This is a genomic window from Lewinella sp. 4G2, assembly GCF_001625015.1.
Taxonomy (GTDB): domain Bacteria; phylum Bacteroidota; class Bacteroidia; order Chitinophagales; family Saprospiraceae; genus Neolewinella.
The window spans coordinates 163695-181006 of the sequence record NZ_LVWJ02000011.1 but is presented as its reverse complement, the minus strand read 5'-3'; the positions used below and the strand labels follow the sequence as shown (position 1 = coordinate 181006).

The 17312-nt window shown below is 57.5% G+C and carries 11 protein-coding genes; 3 read left to right on the top strand and 8 right to left on the bottom strand.

The features are described 5' to 3' along the window. Positions 1-114 precede the first annotated feature (114 nt). The 3 genes from A3850_RS00775 (at position 115) to A3850_RS00765 (ending at position 5113) form a co-directional block, all read left to right on the top strand. Entirely contained in the window at positions 115-2052 is a 1938-nt protein-coding gene (locus tag A3850_RS00775) for a LysM peptidoglycan-binding domain-containing protein (RefSeq protein WP_068212917.1), read from the top strand. Positions 2053-2165: 113 nt separating this feature from the next. Next, positions 2166-3278: a hemolysin family protein gene (locus tag A3850_RS00770; RefSeq protein ID WP_068212913.1), complete on the top strand. Its 1113-nt coding sequence runs from the start codon at positions 2166-2168 to the stop codon at positions 3276-3278. A gap of 50 nt (positions 3279-3328) precedes the next feature. Beyond that, the gene (locus tag A3850_RS00765) at positions 3329-5113 is read left to right on the top strand and encodes a sulfatase-like hydrolase/transferase (protein WP_068212910.1); all 1785 of its coding nucleotides are present in this window, start codon (positions 3329-3331) and stop codon (positions 5111-5113) included. A 58-nt stretch (positions 5114-5171) separates the two neighbouring features. On the opposite strand, the gene A3850_RS00760 is transcribed toward A3850_RS00765, so the two are convergent. From A3850_RS00760 to A3850_RS00725, 8 genes are all read right to left on the bottom strand, one after another. After that, positions 5172-6134 carry a RimK family alpha-L-glutamate ligase gene (locus tag A3850_RS00760; protein ID WP_068212906.1) on the bottom strand — a complete coding sequence of 321 codons (963 nt, stop codon included), beginning with the start codon at positions 6132-6134 and terminating at the stop codon, positions 5172-5174. A 139-nt stretch (positions 6135-6273) separates the two neighbouring features. After that, entirely contained in the window at positions 6274-8751 is a 2478-nt protein-coding gene (locus A3850_RS00755; RefSeq protein ID WP_068212902.1) for a TonB-dependent receptor domain-containing protein, read from the bottom strand. Between the two features lie 182 nt (positions 8752-8933). Further along, positions 8934-10472, bottom strand: a complete 1539-nt coding sequence (locus A3850_RS00750; RefSeq protein ID WP_068212899.1) for an acyl-CoA carboxylase subunit beta — start codon at positions 10470-10472, stop codon at positions 8934-8936. 48 nt (positions 10473-10520) lie between these two features. Beyond that, the gene (scpA, locus tag A3850_RS00745) at positions 10521-12581 is read right to left on the bottom strand and encodes a methylmalonyl-CoA mutase (protein ID WP_076639910.1); all 2061 of its coding nucleotides are present in this window, start codon (positions 12579-12581) and stop codon (positions 10521-10523) included. After that, complete coding sequence (locus A3850_RS00740; RefSeq protein WP_068212897.1) at positions 12578-14056, bottom strand: acetyl/propionyl/methylcrotonyl-CoA carboxylase subunit alpha; 1479 nt, start codon at positions 14054-14056, stop codon at positions 12578-12580. Before A3850_RS00740 ends, scpA begins: the two co-directional genes overlap by 4 nt. Before the next feature lie 4 nt (positions 14057-14060). Beyond that, positions 14061-15008 carry a methylmalonyl-CoA mutase family protein gene (locus A3850_RS00735; RefSeq protein ID WP_068212894.1) on the bottom strand — a complete coding sequence of 316 codons (948 nt, stop codon included), beginning with the start codon at positions 15006-15008 and terminating at the stop codon, positions 14061-14063. 10 nt (positions 15009-15018) lie between these two features. After that, complete coding sequence (locus A3850_RS00730; RefSeq protein ID WP_068212891.1) at positions 15019-15498, bottom strand: biotin/lipoyl-containing protein; 480 nt, start codon at positions 15496-15498, stop codon at positions 15019-15021. A gap of 176 nt (positions 15499-15674) precedes the next feature. Then, on the bottom strand, positions 15675-17153 hold the full coding sequence (locus tag A3850_RS00725) for a cadherin-like domain-containing protein (protein ID WP_231915263.1): 1479 nt from the start codon (positions 17151-17153) through the stop codon (positions 15675-15677). Positions 17154-17312 lie beyond the last annotated feature (159 nt).

Here is a 17312-nt window from a genome sequence, read left to right as displayed (position 1 = left end):
GGTCGCAATAGGTAGAGAGCTTACCTCTGAAAATTTCTGTTACTTTGTGTTTCTTATTTTATACACACTCCCAATAGGTTTACGTCCACCTTTACTTATCCCAAATCTAAAATCATGACACGTTTTCTCCTTGCTATTGCCGCAGTGCTGTGCGCTGTGGTGACGCTTTCCGCGGAAAGCATTTACATTTTCGCCGAGGATGGCTGCGCCGACCGAATCCGATACCAGGAGGCGAGTTCGGGGCAAATGAATAACGACTACTACGCTTACGCTTTTCACCTCCCCAACGGTTACGTACTGACGCTGGAGACGGGAATGGAAGGCCGGCAAACGCAAAGCACCATCCCCGCCAATTACCTTTCCTGCAACGACAGCCGCCTGACCTCCAATCTCAGTCTGGGCATCTGGACGCAGTCGGACCAGGTCTTCATCATCCGCCGGGCCTTTACGGGTGAGTTCCGGGTGACGCCCGTTGTGGGCGCCAGCGTGATGCAAAAGCAGGGCGACCAAATCATTTACACTTCCAAGTACACCCGCTTCAAACTCAACCAGCGGTACGCGGAGCTTAATACGGACATCAGCTTCCAACGCCCCAAAGCATCCGTCATTCTGGAAGGAGCGGAACCGGGTAACTGCTCTCCCGAACTGTTGATCCAACACAAGGAGCCGGGTAGCGCACACCCGCTCATTCAGTACCGGATCTCTCCGGAAATCGGACTGCTGGAGCGCCGCCTCGGTAGTAACGGGACGACTTCCATGGGCTCCGTCATCCAGGCCCGGTCGGTGAATGGTATCCCACTGGCGGAGTACCTCGTACAGAACTGTGCCCGCCTGAAGCAGGGTGCAGCCACTGCGGGGACGGGCGCCGTCGTCCGGTCCAATCCTTATAACAATGTCCCGGTTCCGTCCACGCAAGTGACACCTTCGGAGCCTTCAAGGGTCACGCCAGCGCCGCAGCCTTACGCGCAACCAACACCCTACGTTCAGCAGCCTTACCGGCAGCCCGCGCCGCAGCCCGAAAGCCGAGCCTACCGGGAAAGTACAGCACCTACGGTAACGACCCAGGACCACCGCGTCGTGAAAGGGGAAACCCTTTACGGTATCAGCCGGAAGTACGGTACGACGGCGGATGCCATCCAACGCATCAATGGAATGTCGGGTACGACGATCTACCCTGGGCAGGTCCTTAAGATTAGCTCAACTACTAGTGCTTCAGCTCCGGCTCCAACCCCTTACTCGGCACCTGCGGCAGCGCCCACTGCTCGTGCAGCCGCGCCCGTACCTAATGCGACCGTTTACCAGACGGATGGCAAGACCCGCATCGTTCGCGCCGGTGAGACGGTAGCCAGTGTGGCTTATCTGAGCGGATATACAGAAGAGCGTTTTCGCCAGATCAATAACCTGTCTCCGACGGATATCCTGTACGCGGGCCAACGCGTAATTACCGACCACTGTAACCATTCTCAGCCGGCCCCGACGACGACGGCGCAGCCACTCACCTTGCCGGATACGCCTCAGAACCAGCCCTACGCGCCACCCGCGCCACCTGAGTTTGAGCCGGCTCCCCGGACGGTACAGCCGCGTTACGGTGCTTCCGCGCCATCCTACACGCCCCCCGGCCCCTCGGCGTACAACAATGCCTGGCCGGCCTACCGTGACCCGACGCCCGCACCAGCCCCAGCACCGGCACCGCGTACCCTCAGCCAACTTGAAGGCCGTGGGGTAACGCCGGCGCCCCGCCAGAACCCTCAGCCCCAGCCCTACGCTAGGCCACAGCCGACCCCGCAACCCAGCGTGCAGGGAGATCCCTTCCGCGGTACGCCGCTGAACGCAACGCCACCGGCGATGCTAGCGCCGGCGCAACCACAACCGGAGGCAAATACGCCCCCCGCTTACCAGCCCAGCACCCGCGCCTACCACGTTGTACAGGAGGGGGAAACTATGTTCGCCATTGCGCAGCGCTACGGTATTTCTACGACGCGACTGCGCCAACTGAATCAAATGGGGAATGGTGACGTACCGGCGCCCTTTCAGAAACTCTACATTGAGTAGAACACCAAGCGCACGAACGCTTTATCTTAGTAACTGGATCGAACCATGATCCGTGTGCGCTCGTGTGGCGTGCTGAATATCCACAAAGCGACCCTGGTGGTCCGCACTTGCTTATGGGAACCCTCCTGTTTTTTGCAATCGTCTCCATTGCCTTTTCCTTCCTGTGTTCCATCTGGGAAGCCGTTTTACTCTCCGTTACCCCCAGTTACGTACAGATCAAGCAGCAGGAAGGTGGTAGCACCGGAGAGCTGCTGACGAAATTTAAGGAAGACGTCAACGCCCCGCTCACGGCCATTCTCTCGCTCAACACCGTAGCGCATACGGTCGGTGCCATCATGGTCGGTACCAGCACGGCGGGTGCCTTTGGGGTAGATGCGGTTGCTTTCACGATTCCATTCATTGATTACGCCGTCGGTTACGAACTCATCGTCTCCGTAGTGATGACGCTGGCCATCCTCATTCTTTCCGAGATCATCCCGAAAAACTTGGGGGCCACCTACTGGAAGCAACTCGCTCCCTTCACCGTGAAGTCCCTCAACATCATGGTGAAGATTTTTACCTGGACGGGCTTCATCTGGATTTCCGATAAGATCAAAAAGCTGTTGCTGCGCGGCGACGATCCCCATTCCAGCGCCCTCAGCCGTAGCGAATTTATGGCCATGGCCGACGCCCAGACCGAAAGCGGACAACTCGCCAAGGAGGAAGGCCGGATCCTGCAGAACCTCCTCATGTTCGACAGCCTGACGGTACACGACGTGATGACGCCCCGCACGGTGGTGGTCGGAGCTAAGTCCCACCTCACCATTCGTGAGTTTTACGAGAAGTACGACAACAGCCCCTTCAGCCGCTACCCGGTCTTCGGGGAGACGCGTGATCAGGTCGAAGGCTACGTACTGAAGGACCTGGTTTATAAGGCCATCATTAACAATCAGGATCAGGAGAACATCAAAACACTCATCCGCCCGCTGCTGATGATCCCGCAGACGACTTCCTTGCACGATCTGATCAATAACATGCTGGAACGCCGCGAACCGATCGCGATGGTCGTCGACGAATTCGGCGGCATGGAAGGCATCGTCACCATGGAAGACGCGATGGAAACCCTCCTCGGACTTGAGATCATGGACGAGATGGACACCAGCTCCGACATGCAAAAACTAGCCCGCGAGCGGTGGCGCAACCGGGCCAAATCCATGGGGATCGATCTTACCAACGTGATCAAGTAAGCGGCTCCGAAACCGTTTCGAAAGTCTCATCCCTGCGTACATTCGTGGAGATGAGACTTTTTAATTTACTCCCTTTCTTCTTCCTGCTTTTCATTCTGGGCGCTTGCGCGGGTGCCGTGGAAAGGGAAGGGGAATACCCAGACGAAAACCGACCGAACATCCTCTTCATCCTGACGGACGACCAGGGAATAGGCGACCTTTCCCTCCACGGAAATGACTCGATCCGGACGCCGAATATGGATGCACTGTTAAGTTCCGGCGCTAAGTTCAACAGATTCTACGTAAGCCCCGTTTGCGCACCAACGCGGGCGAGCTTCCTCTCTGGACAGTACCACCCCCGCACCGGGGCGGTTTTCGTCACCCGCCGCCGCGAGACGATGGCCGCCGAAGTAAAGACCATCCCCGAATACCTCCGCGAAGCGGGCTACCGGACCGGCCTCTTCGGTAAGTGGCACAACGGAGCCACCAAACCCTACGACCCGGCTGGGCAAGGCTTCGACGAATTCCTGGGTTTTACCCTCGGCCACTTCAATGATTACTTCGACGGTGAACTGGAGAACGAGCGCAACGAACTTGTTTCCTTCCACGGCGACCTCACGGGTATTCTAACAGACTCCGCCGCCGCCTTCATGCTGGCGGACGACGACCGCCCCTTCTTCAGTATGATCACCTATCAAGCCCCCCACACCCCGGTGCAGGTGGCGGATAAGTACTGGGACGACGTCAAACAGCGGGGACTCACCGATTACAATACCGGCATCTACGCCATGATTGAATCCATCGACGAACGGCTCGGCGGCCTACTGGAACGGCTCAACGCGGCCGGCGTCCTGAACAATACCGTCGTCATTTTCTCCACCGACAACGGACCGAACGGAGACCGATTCCGGATGGGACTGAAGGGGACGAAGGGGCAGGTGAACGAAGGCAGCGTGCGCGTGCCCTTCTCTATCACCTTTCCGGGCGACCACCCAGCCAACGGAACGGTAACGGACCGCCCGGCCGCCCACATTGACTTACTGCCCACGTTACTGGACTACATCGGCGAATCTATTCCCGCAGATGTAGATGGTATCAGCCTACTGCCCGGCCTAACGGCTACCGAAGCGCTGCCGGAAGACGGCCGGTACATCTATACCTTCAAACAGGGCTACGACTTTACTGGCTACCCGGGTAGCGTCCGTGATGGTCGTTACCTCCTCGTTGCCCGCGCGGCGGACCGCTTCGAAGCCTACGATCTGGAGCGGGATCCGGGACAACAGAAAGATTTGCTGCTCCCTAATTCCGGAGACTTGCTCGTAGGTCAATCGGACGTCTTCCTAAAGATGATGAAAGTTTACCAGCAAAAGATTGTGGAAGTAGCTCCACCGACCGGCATCATCGCGCCGCCAATTAGTTTGGATGCATCCTCCGGCCTCGTACGGTTCCTGGCGCACGAAGGGGAGCCTAATGGCAAGACCACCTTCAACGATGAGTACGGCTGGGCAAATGATTACTTCATCAACCTGGGACCGGAGGGCGCCGCCTGGCCGATCGCCACGTCTGAGGACCGCGCCTACACCGTCAACATCCGCTACCACCTGGATGACGAAGCCCCCCGCGAAATCGTCGTAGGAACGGATAAGGGAGAGGCCTATAGCATGGAGTTGCCACCCGCAATGACGCGGGAGATACCCGTCGCCGACCGTACCAAACGCAAGGAAGTCTACCCCCGCGAATGGGCTGAGGCTACGCTGAGGGGAGTAACGGTCCCCGCGGGGAGCACGTTGCTGAGTGTGTCCACGCCCGTGGCGCATCCGGGCTTCTGGGTGAAGGAGATCACTTTGGTGGAATGAAAAATCCCCCGAACCAAAGATTGGTGCGGGGGACTTTCAAGTCTAATCTGGCGTGGCCCTATCGACGTGAATCGTAGGTGCCAGCAACGGATTCGGAGATGAACTTACCCCAGGTAAGGTTGCTCTTGCCGGGTTCCTGCGCCTGCGCCCGCTCGATGGCGTACTTGGCGGCGTGCTCGATAACCCAGTTGAAGTTCTCTTCACCAACGCTGAACTTGTCAGCATCCGGAGCGGGGTTGCAGAAATCGATGGCGTAGGGAATGCCGTCGCGTACCGCGAATTCAACGGTATTGAAATCGTAGCCTAACCACTCGTTGATCTTGATGACGTAGTCGTGCATCTGCTGCATGAGTTCGTCACTGACGTCGTGGTGGCAGCGGTAGCGGTCGAGGAACTCGTTGCGGGGTTCGTAGTGCATGATCTTCACGTACTTCCGCCCGATGCAGTAGCAACGAAAGTAACTGGTGAAGGTGATGTTTTCCTGGAGCATCATGACCAATTGGCCAGTCTCCGCGTGGGCCTTCCACAGATCCTCAGGGTTGTTGCACTTGTAGACGGACTTCCATCCACCGCCATCGTGTGGTTTAGTCCAGGCCGGCCACCCGATGTAGTTGAACATGCTCTGCCAGTCCAGTGGGTGGGCGAGGTTCGTGAAGGACTCATCCGATGTATCGGTGGGCTTCTCGTAGCTGGGAAGCAATACCGTCTTGGGGACGGGCACATCTAGCCCGCCGACACTCAGTACGTTGTTGAAAAACTTCTCGTCGGCACTCCACCAGAAGGGGTTGTTGATGACGGCCGTACCGGTAGCGGCGGCGTTTTTTAGCATGGCCCGGTAAAAGGGTACGTCCTGGCTGATGCGGTCGATGATCACTGCGTAGCCCGGGTTGAGGCCCTGGCCGACTTTGTCAATTTTTACGGGTTCGGCCATGACGCCGTCGACGTTCATGTCGTTGATGCGTTGAATGACGGCGGGTGGGAAACTGCGTTCGCGGCCGTAGAGAATGCCAATCTTTTTCATAGTGTGGTTTGTGTTCTTAAAGTTATTTGCTGAGCGTATTAGGAGCGGGCAATGTTTGTTGGACATGCCGTCCCGTAGCTAATTCGTCCGATAAGCTAAGAAATTCCGGCAAAATCAGCGGATGCGCCTTTGAGTAACTCTAAAAATCATCGCCACCACCACCGCCACCGCCACGGCTGCCACCCCGGCGTTGGGGCTTCAATTTCTGCAAGCTGTACTGGAAACCAACGTAAGCAATCCTGCTTTCCCGCTGGAATTCGCTCGTGGTTTGCAGGGTAGTCAGCTCCGTATCAAAGCGGTAACGGCGGGTATTGAACACGTCGGTAACCCGAGCCGTGATTGCGCCGCGGCCCTCCAGGATATCCTTGCGGAAACCGAGGTCGAGGCTTTGGATGGTCCGGATCCTTCCCTGCGGGCGAACGCCGGGGCTCCGGTAGAAATAGGTGGCCTGCACGTTGATGTCCCACGGTAGTTTGTAACCGGCTTGTAGGTTGCCGGAGAATAGGTAACCATCCGCATCCAAACTGCTGTCGTCGCTGCGGCCGATGATCTCACTTTTGTAGCCATTCAGGCTAAGGGTGAGGTCCATATCCTTTACCGGGCGCATGGTGGAGATGATCTCGATGCCGTAATCCCGGCCCCGGTCTAGATTAGCGCGGGTGCTCTGGGTTACCCCGCCGGGCAATTCCTCACTCACCCGGCTGATCAGGTCCTTTAGCTGGCGGAAGTAAATACCGCCGGTGATCGTCCCGAGCTTATACCGTTGTTGGACGTTAAGTTCGAAACTGTTGATGATTTCCGGCAGTAGGAAAGGTTCGCCCTTCCGCAGGTTGAACGGGTCTCCCCGGTCCACGAAGGGGTTCAGGGCCCAGGCGCGTGGGCGGTTCACCCGGCGGCCGTAGCTACCCTGGAGTGTGGTGTTGTCGTCAAAGGCGTAGCCGACGAATACGCTGGGGTAGACCTTGAAGTAATCGTTATTAAATTCCTCAAACTTGGGTTCAGTCAGGGTACTCGTTGTGTAAGCCTGTTCCGCGCGTAAGCCCGCGCTGAAGGTGATCTTATCGATCGTTCCGCCGAAGGTGGCGTAGACGGCGTGGATGTCCTCCTTATAATTGAAGACGTTGCTCAGAGAATCGATCTTCAGAAATTCTCCGGTACCACTGACGTTGCCAAAAGCCGCGTCGGTCGTCAAATCGGTAAGGGTTGAACGCCAGCCGGTTTCAAACTTGAAGTCTCCCATTTGCTGGGAATAATCCAGCTGGCCCAGCAGCAGATTCTCCGTCTCCTCGCTGGGGGCACTCTGTAAAAAGCCTTCCAGAAAGTTTTCCAGATTATCGACGATCGTCTCGTCGTAATTCTCCGTTTCGTTTTCAATCTCCCCGCTGTACTGGATGCCTACGGATAACTGCCGACCCTCCTTCTTGAAGGTGGTATTGTAATCCGCGCGGACTTCATATTCATTCTCATCCGAAGGTTCCCGTTCGAGGCGGGTACTGGTGCGGGCGAGTTGGCTTTCGCTATCGAAGAACTGCGTCACCCGGTCGTTGCTGCTTTCGCCTTCCTGTAGCTGCAGGTTACCCTGTAGACCTAGGGTGGAGCGTTTGGTCAGCGCGTATTCCGTACCGAGGCGGTAGCTCGTCGACTTGCGCAAGCGATCCCCGTCGAAGGTGAAGAACCGGCTGAAAGTACTGTCGCCGCTGATACCGGTCTGGTCCCGAAAGCCCTGGAAAAAGCGTTCGTCGTAGCGGCCACTAATGCCAGCAAAAGTGTTGAATTTCCCCTTGCGCCAGTTCAGGTCAAGGGAACCATCGAATTTATTATTGGTGCCCACGTTGGCGTTCAACGTAGCGTTGAAACCATCGGCGCGCTTCTTTTTTAGCACGATGTTGATCAGCCCGGCCGTCCCGTCCGGATCAAAAGCGGCTCCCGGGTTAGTGATGACCTCGATGCGTTCGATGGCAGTACTGGAGAGGCTCTTCAGGTAGGTTACGGGGTCGGAACCGACCAATCCGCTGGGCCGGCCGTTGATCAGAAAGCGGACGTTGCCACTTCCGCGCAGGGAGACGTTACCTTCCACGTCCACATTGATGCTGGGTAGTTGGCGCAACAGGTCCTCGGCGGAACCACCCGCGGCGGCCACTGATTTTTCTACGTTGAATACCTTGCGGTCCAAGCCTAGTTCCATCACGGCCCGTTCGGCGGTGACGACGACTTCTTCCAGGTCCTGGCCACCCGTCCCCAGGCTCACTTTACCGGTTTTGAAAAAGCGCTCGGCTTCCGTCAGTTCCAGTTCGCGGTTTTCGGTGTCGTAGCCGATGAAGCTCATTTCAAGCCGGTAGTCGCCCAGCGGAATATTGTCGAGGGCAAACTTGCCGTCAAAGTCGGTCGTCGTTCCGCTCACCATACTATCGGTAGTCACGGTGTAGACGATCACGTTGGCAAAACCGATCGGTTCGGTCGTAGCTTCATCAATCAGCTGGCCGCTGATCTTACCCGATTTCGGAGCGTTAGGTCCACGTTGAGCGGAGCTCGTAATGTTGAAGCCCAACACGAACAAAAGCATGAGCAGTAGGCGCTGCCGCAGGTGCGGTGCAAGGATGAGGGGAAAAATCTTCATGGCTGGATGGGCGAGAAAGTGGAAAGACAAATCATTCTGGTTGGATTAGCAACCATGATGACTCCAACGCTTGTGCCCCAACAGTGTTCCCGGATTCAACCGGCTTCTTGCCCTTACCCTGTTAATATTATTTAAACCGCCACCAACTGAAACTCCCAGTTCATCTAAACGAGTCGGATAATTTAGAGTGGCACGTTGCCATGCTTCCGTCGGGGCCGATCCACCACCTTGTTTTCCAGCATAGCGAATGCCCTGATGAGCTTACGACGGGTATCCTTCGGGTAAATCACCTCATCCACGAATCCACGCTGCGCGGCGCGGTAGGGATTGGCGAAAGTGTCTGCGTATTCCCGTTCCTTTTCGGCCAGCTTCGCAGCGGGGTCTGCCGCCTTTTTGATCTCATTCCGGAAGATGATCTCACTCGCTCCCTTAGCACCCATGACGGCAATTTCGGCCCCGGGCCAGGCGAAGTTCATATCCGCACCGATGTGCTTAGAGTTCATCACGTCGTAGGCTCCACCGTAAGCCTTGCGAGTGATGACGGTCACGCGCGGGACGGTCGCTTCACTCAGGGCGTACAGTAATTTAGCGCCATTGGTAATGATGCCATTCCACTCCTGGTCCGTACCGGGCAGGAAGCCAGGGACGTCCACCAGTACCAGTAAGGGCACGTTGAAACAATCACAAGTCCGGGTAAAGCGCGCGGCTTTTTTGCTGGAATTTACGTCCAGCACCCCCGCTAAGCTCATCGGCTGATTGGCCACAATACCGATACTTCGCCCGGCAATCCTGGCAAACCCGACTACGATGTTATCCGCATAATCTGGTTGGATTTCCAGAAAGGAAGACTCGTCGATGACGCCGGCGATCACGTCACGCATATCGTAGGGCTGGTTGGCGCTGGCGGGGACGACCGACTCCAGCTGCTCCCTTACTTCCTCACCGAGTTGGTAGGGTAGGGCAGCCGGCGTTTCCTCACAGTTTTGCGGGAGGTAGGACAACAGCCGCTTCAGTTTTTGGATACAGATGACGTCATTCGCTGCCGTCAGGTGGGTTACGCCGGATTTGGTCGAGTGCGCACTCGCTCCCCCCAATTCCTCACTGGTGACGGTCTCGTTGGTTACCGTTTTAACGACGTTCGGGCCGGTGACGAACATGTAGCTCGTATCCTCCACCATAATGGTGAAGTCCGTCAGGGCGGGGGAGTACACCGCGCCACCCGCGCACGGGCCCATGATGGCCGATAGTTGGGGAATTACCCCACTCGCCTGTACGTTCCGGTAAAAAATGTCCGCGTAGCCACCGAGGGACCGCACGCCTTCTTGAATCCTCGCCCCACCACTGTCATTGAGGCCGATGAGGGGTGCTCCAACCTTGAGGGCCATGTCCATCACCTTACAGATCTTTTCGGCGTGGGTCTCCGAAAGGGAGCCACCGAAAACGGTAAAGTCCTGGGCGAAGACGTACACCAATCGGCCATCCACCGTACCGTAGCCGGTCACTACGCCGTCGCCCGGGAAGACCTGATCGGCCATCCCGAAGTCTGAAGTCCGGTGGGTTACGAGGGCACCGATCTCCTCAAAGCTACCGTCGTCCATAAGCAGGTGGACGCGTTCGTGGGCCGTCAATTTGCCCTTTTCGTGTTGGCGGTCGATCCGGGATTGGCCACCACCCAGGCGGGAGGCGTTCAGCTTTTCGTTGAGGATTTCCTGGTTGGTCATTGGTTGAGTACTTGTGGGTAGGGCGAAGGGAAAGTTGAATTAGGGTGACTACCGTTCGGGGAGCAGCAGCTCAAGGATGGAGGAAGCGGCGGTCGCAATCACCGTCCCAGGGCCAAAGATGGCGGCGACGCCCCGGTCGTAAAGAAAGAGATAGTCCTGCTCCGGAATGACGCCTCCGGTAACTACTAAAATGTCATCCGCCCCTTCTGCTTTGAGGGCAGCAATGGCTTGGGGGACGAGCGTCTTGTGCCCCGCTGCCAGCGAGGAGATTCCCAGAATGTGGACGTCGTTTTCTACGGCGTGGCGGGCCGCTTCCTCCGGCGTTTGGAAGAGAGGACCCACGTCCACGTCAAAGCCGATATCGGCGAAGCTGCTGGCGATCACCTTGGCGCCGCGATCGTGGCCATCCTGCCCCAACTTAGCGACGAGGATGCGCGGTCGGCGACCAAAGTGTTCGGCGAACTGGTTGGAGAGCTCCCGCGCCCGCAAGAATCCGGCGTTCTGTTTCATTTCGTTACGGTAGGTGCCACTGATGAGGCGCGGTTGAGCGCGGTAACGGGTAAATACGGTCTCGAGGGCATCACTGATCTCCCCGAGGGTACACCTCGCCCTGGCGGCTTCCACGGCGACGGCCAGGAGGTTGCCCTCCCCGCTTTCCGCGCAGTCCCGTACCCTTTGCAAAGCACCTGCGGCAGCGCCCGCATCCCGATTGTTTTTGACGGTACGCAGTCGCTCGATCTGCGCTTCGCGAACGGCGGCGTTATCGACCTCCAGCGTATCGATTTTTTCTTCTTCGTCTAGGTTAGGGAAGAGGTTGACGCCAATAATTTTTTCGTCACCGGAATCGATGCGTGCCTGCTTCCGAGCGGCGGCTTCCTCGATGCGCATTTTGGGCAAGCCTTGCTCGATGGCTTTCGCCATACCGCCGAGTTCTTCCACCTCGGCGATGAGTTCGCGGGCTTCCGTGAGCAGCTCCTGGGTGAGCTGCTCGACGTGGTAAGAGCCGCCCCAGGGGTCGACTACGTTGGTGACGCCAATAGCTTGCTGGAGATGCTTCTGCGTATCCCGCGCAATTTTAGCGGAGAAATCGGTGGGCAGCGCGATGGCCTCGTCCAACGAATTGGTGTGCAACGACTGGGTGCCGCCAAAAACGGCCGCGAGTGCTTCGATGGCCGTCCGGGCGATATTGTTGAACGGATCCTGCGCGGTCAGCGACCAGCCGGAGGTTTGGCAGTGGGTGCGCAGCGCCATGGATTTAGGATTGGTAGCGCCTAAACCCCGCACGATCTCCGCCCACAATAGGCGCGCGGCGCGCATTTTGGCGATCTCCCGGAAGTGGTCCATCCCGATACCCCAGAAAAAACTGAGCCGCGGTGCGAAATCGTCAATCGCCAGACCGGCCGCGATGCCGGTACGTAAATATTCCAGTCCGTCGGCCAGCGTGTAGGCTAGTTCAATGGCCGCCGAGGCACCGGCTTCGTGCATGTGGTAGCCGCTGATCGATATGGAATTAAATCGCGGCATGTGCTCCTTGGTGTACGCAAAAATATCCCCAATAATGCGCATGCTCGGCGCCGGGGGATAGATGTACGTATTGCGTACCATGAATTCTTTTAATATATCATTCTGGATGGTGCCGGCGAGTAAATTTTGATTACCGCCCTGCTCTTCCGCCGCAACGATGTAAAAAGCCATCACCGGTAATACGGCGCCGTTCATGGTCATGGATACCGACATCTTATCGAGGGGAATATCCTCAAAAAGAATTTTCATATCCTCCACGGTATCGATCGCGACGCCGGCCATGCCAACGTCTCCGGTAACGCGGGGGTGGTCCGAATCGTAACCCCGGTGGGTAGCCAGATCGAAGGCGACCGAAAGCCCCTTCTGCCCCTGGGCCAGGTTGCGGCGGTAGAAGGCATTGCTGGCCTCCGCGGTAGAAAACCCGGCGTACTGGCGGATCGTCCACGGGCGAATGGCGTACATGGCGGAGTAGGGGCCGCGCAGGTAGGGAGGGATTCCGGCGACGTAGCCTTCGTGTTCCTTTCGGTCCGGGCCTCTCCCAGCAGGCCGCTCCCAGGCTATTTTTTTGAATTCCGGATATTTCATTGAATACGATTTTTCCAGGATTCACCGGTCGTCACCGGAACGGTCAGGGTTCGCCGGCTATCTTCAAAAATGACTGCAGCGGCAAGGGCCGCAATTTTTTCCATATCCTGCTGTTTCTCCAGGATCGCCTCCGCCGTGTAGTGTTGTTTGACGAAGTGGGTATCAAAGTTGCCGGATATGAATGCTTCGTGGTCCACCACGAAACGCCCGAAGGGGAGGGTAGTGGCGATGCCTTCCACCCGGTAGGCATCGATCGCTTCCCGCATTTTTTGGAGGGCTTCGGCCCGGGTCGCGCCGTAGGTGATGAGCTTGGCAATCATCGGGTCGTAATAGATCGGAACTTCCATTCCCTCCTCAAAGCCGTCATCCACGCGGATGCCCTCGCCGGATGGCTTTTGGTAAGTCTCCAGCGTGCCGATGCTGGGGAGGAAACCATCAAGCGGATCCTCGGCGTAAACCCGTAGTTCGAGGGCGTGGCCGGTAATGGAAAGGTCTTCCTGAGTAAAGGCCAAGCGCTCGCCGCGGGCCACCTTGATCTGTTGTTCTACCAAGTCGACCCCGGTGATGAGCTCCGTAACCGGGTGTTCCACCTGCAGGCGGGTATTCATTTCGAGGAAGTAGAAGTTGTTTTGGTCGTCGAGCAAAAACTCTACCGTGCCGGCACCGCGGTAGTCGCAGGCTTTGGCGCAGCGTACGGCCGCCTCTCCCATTTGGGCGCGTAACGCAGGTGCCAGGCTGAGGGGGACGGAAGGGGCTTCCTCCACCACCTTCTGGTGCCTCCGTTGGACGGAACACTCCCGCTCAAATAAGTGGACGACGTTGCCGTGGTTATCCGCCAGCACCTGGATCTCGATGTGGCGGGGAGACGTGACGTACTTTTCGATGAAAACCGCCCCGTCACCAAAAGCGGACTGGGCTTCGCTGATGGCCCGTTCCATTCCTTCTTTAAGCTCCGCCGGGCCGTTGACGATCCGCATGCCCTTGCCACCACCACCGGCAGCCGCCTTGATGAGAATGGGGTAGCCGATCTGCTCTCCAATCTGGCCGGCCAACTCGACGTCCGTAATGGCCTCCTCAATGCCGGGCACCATCGGGATGTCGTAGGCCGAAACGGCATCCTTGGCCGCCAGTTTATTCCCCATAATGCGGATGGCGTGGGGTTTTGGGCCGATGAAAATTAATCCCGCGTCCTCCACGCGTTGGGAGAATTCCGCATTCTCGGAAAGAAAACCGTAGCCCGGGTGAATGCCCTCCGCCCCGGTATCGAGGGCCGCCTGGATTACCTTGTCCATATCCAGGTAGGACTGGCTGGAAGGTGCGGGGCCCAGTAAGATGGCTTCTTCGGCAAAGCGGACGTGGGGTGCTCCCCGGTCCGCTTCGGAGTAAACGGCGACGGTAGCGATGCCCATTTTGCGGGCGGTGCGCATGACCCGCAGCGCGATCTCTCCCCGGTTGGCGACTAATATTTTTTGCATGGTCTTAAATGTTGAAGCTGGAATCGGTGGTGAGGTGCTGAAATTTCTGCCAAAGCTTGGCGGCGATATCGTCCGTGAGTTGCTCCAGATAGTAGCTGCCGGCAGCTGGATCAGGTAGCCCGGCGAGGTGGCTCTCGTACTCGAGGATGTGTTGAAGGTTGAGGGCGACGCGGCGGCTGAAGTTGGTGCCAGCACCACCGTCGCTGGCCGCAACGATTAGCCCGTTGGCGCCTCCGATGATGAGGGACATGGCGCTAGTCGTGGCCACGATCTTATTCTGGTTCGCGTCACTTTCCGGCGGGTGGGCAACGTGACCAATCACGGTACAATTACTGCGACCACCACACGCTTCACTGATGCGGCTCCAGCAGAGTCGGAGGGCGCGCAATTCGGCGATGGTCCGGAGGTAATTTGGGCGGCTGCGGACGTGAAACGTTGGGTTCTTGACGCCATCTTCTACGTAGCTTTCCATGGCGGAATACAGTCCGGCGGCGATGTCTCCCGCTAGCGCATCGATGTGGTAATCTTGCCCTTGCTGAAGCAATAAGGGAGCGCCAGGATATTTGTAAAGTGGCTCCGCAAAGATGATGGTAACGATATCGGTCAGGATTCCTTTGAGCAGGATCTTCCGGTTGGCCTTCGTCAGCGTTTCGATGGACCTGATCCTGAAAAGCAGGAGGTCGGCTCCTTTAGCCAGTGCGTCGAGGGCGATAGCGTTGGCTCCTTTGTAGTCGTCTCCCACCGTGATCTCGATGCCAACCAAGCGGTGGCCGGAGGGCATCCCCGCAACGGGTGGGTGGGCGACCGGGGCGTCACTCAGGTGGTGGAAGGGACTGTAGGTGTTTCCGGCAACGGTAAAATTCAGGCTTTCAAGATCTTTGCCTTTCAGGTCCTTTTCGACCTTTGCGAGCCAGTCTGCTTTACTCGGTTTTTGAAATGGCGGGGTACTCATACGTTGCGCTTTAGTCGATGCTGATGAGCAGTTCTTTCTTCTCTACGGCGGCGCCCTTTTCGGCGTGGATCTTGCCGACCGTGCCGTCGCCTTCCGCCTTGAGGACGTTCTCCATCTTCATGGCCTCCAGGATGATGAGGGGCGTGCCGGCCGCTACTTCCTGTCCCTCCGCGACGAGGACGTCCAGCACCAGCCCGGGCATCGGGGCCATGACATCCTTACTCACGACCGTTTCGGTGGAGGAATAGCCAAGGGCATCAATTTGCTGATCGATCTCATCCCGTAAAGCGACCGTAAAGTTTTGTTGGTTCAGACTCAGCGTCACCGTTTTTTCTACCCGGTCGATGGAGAGCACTTCCACCGCAAAACTGCGCCCTTGGTGGAGAAGGTGTAGCTTGCCATCGGGGCTGGTGTGAAGGTCGGCGGCCGCTAATTCGGCATCGGGAACGGCGTAGGTACGGCCGTTGATTTGGGTGGTGTAAGTGGGCATGCTCGGGAAGGACAAAAATTGTGGTGGGTCGTAAGTTAGGCAAAAGTGGGGGGATGTAAACGGGCGAGAATACAAGCCAGAATCGTCACCCAGTCTCTACTACCGAAGAGACACAAAAAAGGGACCACCAGCACTGCTGCCGGTAGTCCCCAGAGGTAGGTTTGAGTGCTGTCTAATTACTGTTTCACAATAATCTGGTTGGTCACGGAAGCCTTTAGTTCAGTTCGTAACAAGTAGGAACCGCTCGGCAGTGCACCAAGGTCAATCCGCTGGGTACTGGCCGCGTTACCGGCGACCCGTTGGAGGACGCGACCATTCAGGTCGGAGATGATTAGTTGTTGAATGCCATCATCTTCCCCAGCGGCGGTGGTGACTGTAAGCTCAGTAGTAAATGGGCTGGGGTAGGCCCCGGCGGAAGGCGCACTTAGCTGTATTGTGGAAGCCATTGGCGACGTAGGTGCAACTCGTCGCAAGATCCATAATTCATCTACGCTACCCGTGCCATCCTCAAGACTGACGTCATCTGTGGAGAATAATACCTTTCCGCTCCACTCCTGGGTGATGCGGACGCCATTGGTTCGTTCCGCGTCGGGGGTGATGGCCCACCGTTGCCAGGGGCGATCGATGAAGCGATAGGTGGTCGCATCGTCCGTGGCATTGGGTCCACTGCGGCTGTAAGATTCCAGTGATTGATTGCTGCCATCCAGGTGAATGGCGTATAATCCATCTCCGGCCGCGGTTACTCGCCAGCGGGGGGCATTCTCTACGTCGAAGGTGAGGAGCACGTCGCTACGGTTGGTGGTGCCGTCAGTCGTGAGCCCCAGGTAGGGACGGGTAAAGGGAACGATCTCGTACAAACCCTCGACGCTCGCCGTTTCACAAGGGACCGTCCCAAAGAGGTTGAGCTCCCAGTTTTGGCGGACGGCCTCGAAGGTGCTGCGGTCCGTTACCAAAAGGGCACCGCCGATTTCGGAGAGCAGGCGCGGGTTCCAGCGGTTGACAAACTGGTAGGTGCCGTCATTTGACTGGGTGATTCGCCACTGCTGCCAGGGCTGCCCGTTACTGCGGTAGATGCTGGCGTTGACGCGGTCCACCGGCCCGCTGGAGGCCCAGCTTTCCAGGGAGCGGTTTCCATCCTGGTTGAGGGCGACGCGATGATAGCCGTTGCCCAGGTCCGTAATGTTCCAGGTGTCCGCAAAGGCGCCACACTGACGGAGAATGACGCCGGCCCGGTTCTCATTTGCTCGGGGGCTGGCCAGAAATTCCGGCGTTACGGAGGACCTGACCTCGAAGGTGCCATTCAGGCTCACCAGGGCGTCCCGGCCATCTTCGAGGATATTCAATGTGATGGTGGCGGAGCTTTCCGCCAGGCCATCCGTGATGGTGTAGGTGAACTGGATGATCCCCGAGAAATTGGGGGCAGTTGTGAAGAGGATACTCTCGTCGTCCGGTTGGTCGGCAATCGTGCCGGGGAAGTCCCCAAAGTCGAAGCCGGTGATGCGGAGGGCGTTGCCGTCCGGATCGAAGTCATTTCTCAGGAGGGTGGAGTACTCAATACCCGTCGGGCCGATGTCCTCGCGGATGCGGAACTGATCGTCGTCTACGGCGACGGGTGGTGAATTTTGAGCGTTGGTTGCGGTTACAAAGAAAGGCACGGCTAAGATGCACGTGCAAAGCATCAAAAAGCGTTTCATAGCGAAGCAAAAGGATTGCGGGGCTTCGTTCGGTTTTAAGGTACGGTCAGTACGCCAATATGTTCTAGTGTATGGCTACATTATTTCATACGTCGTCCGTTGGTCCACGTTGGCTGAGGT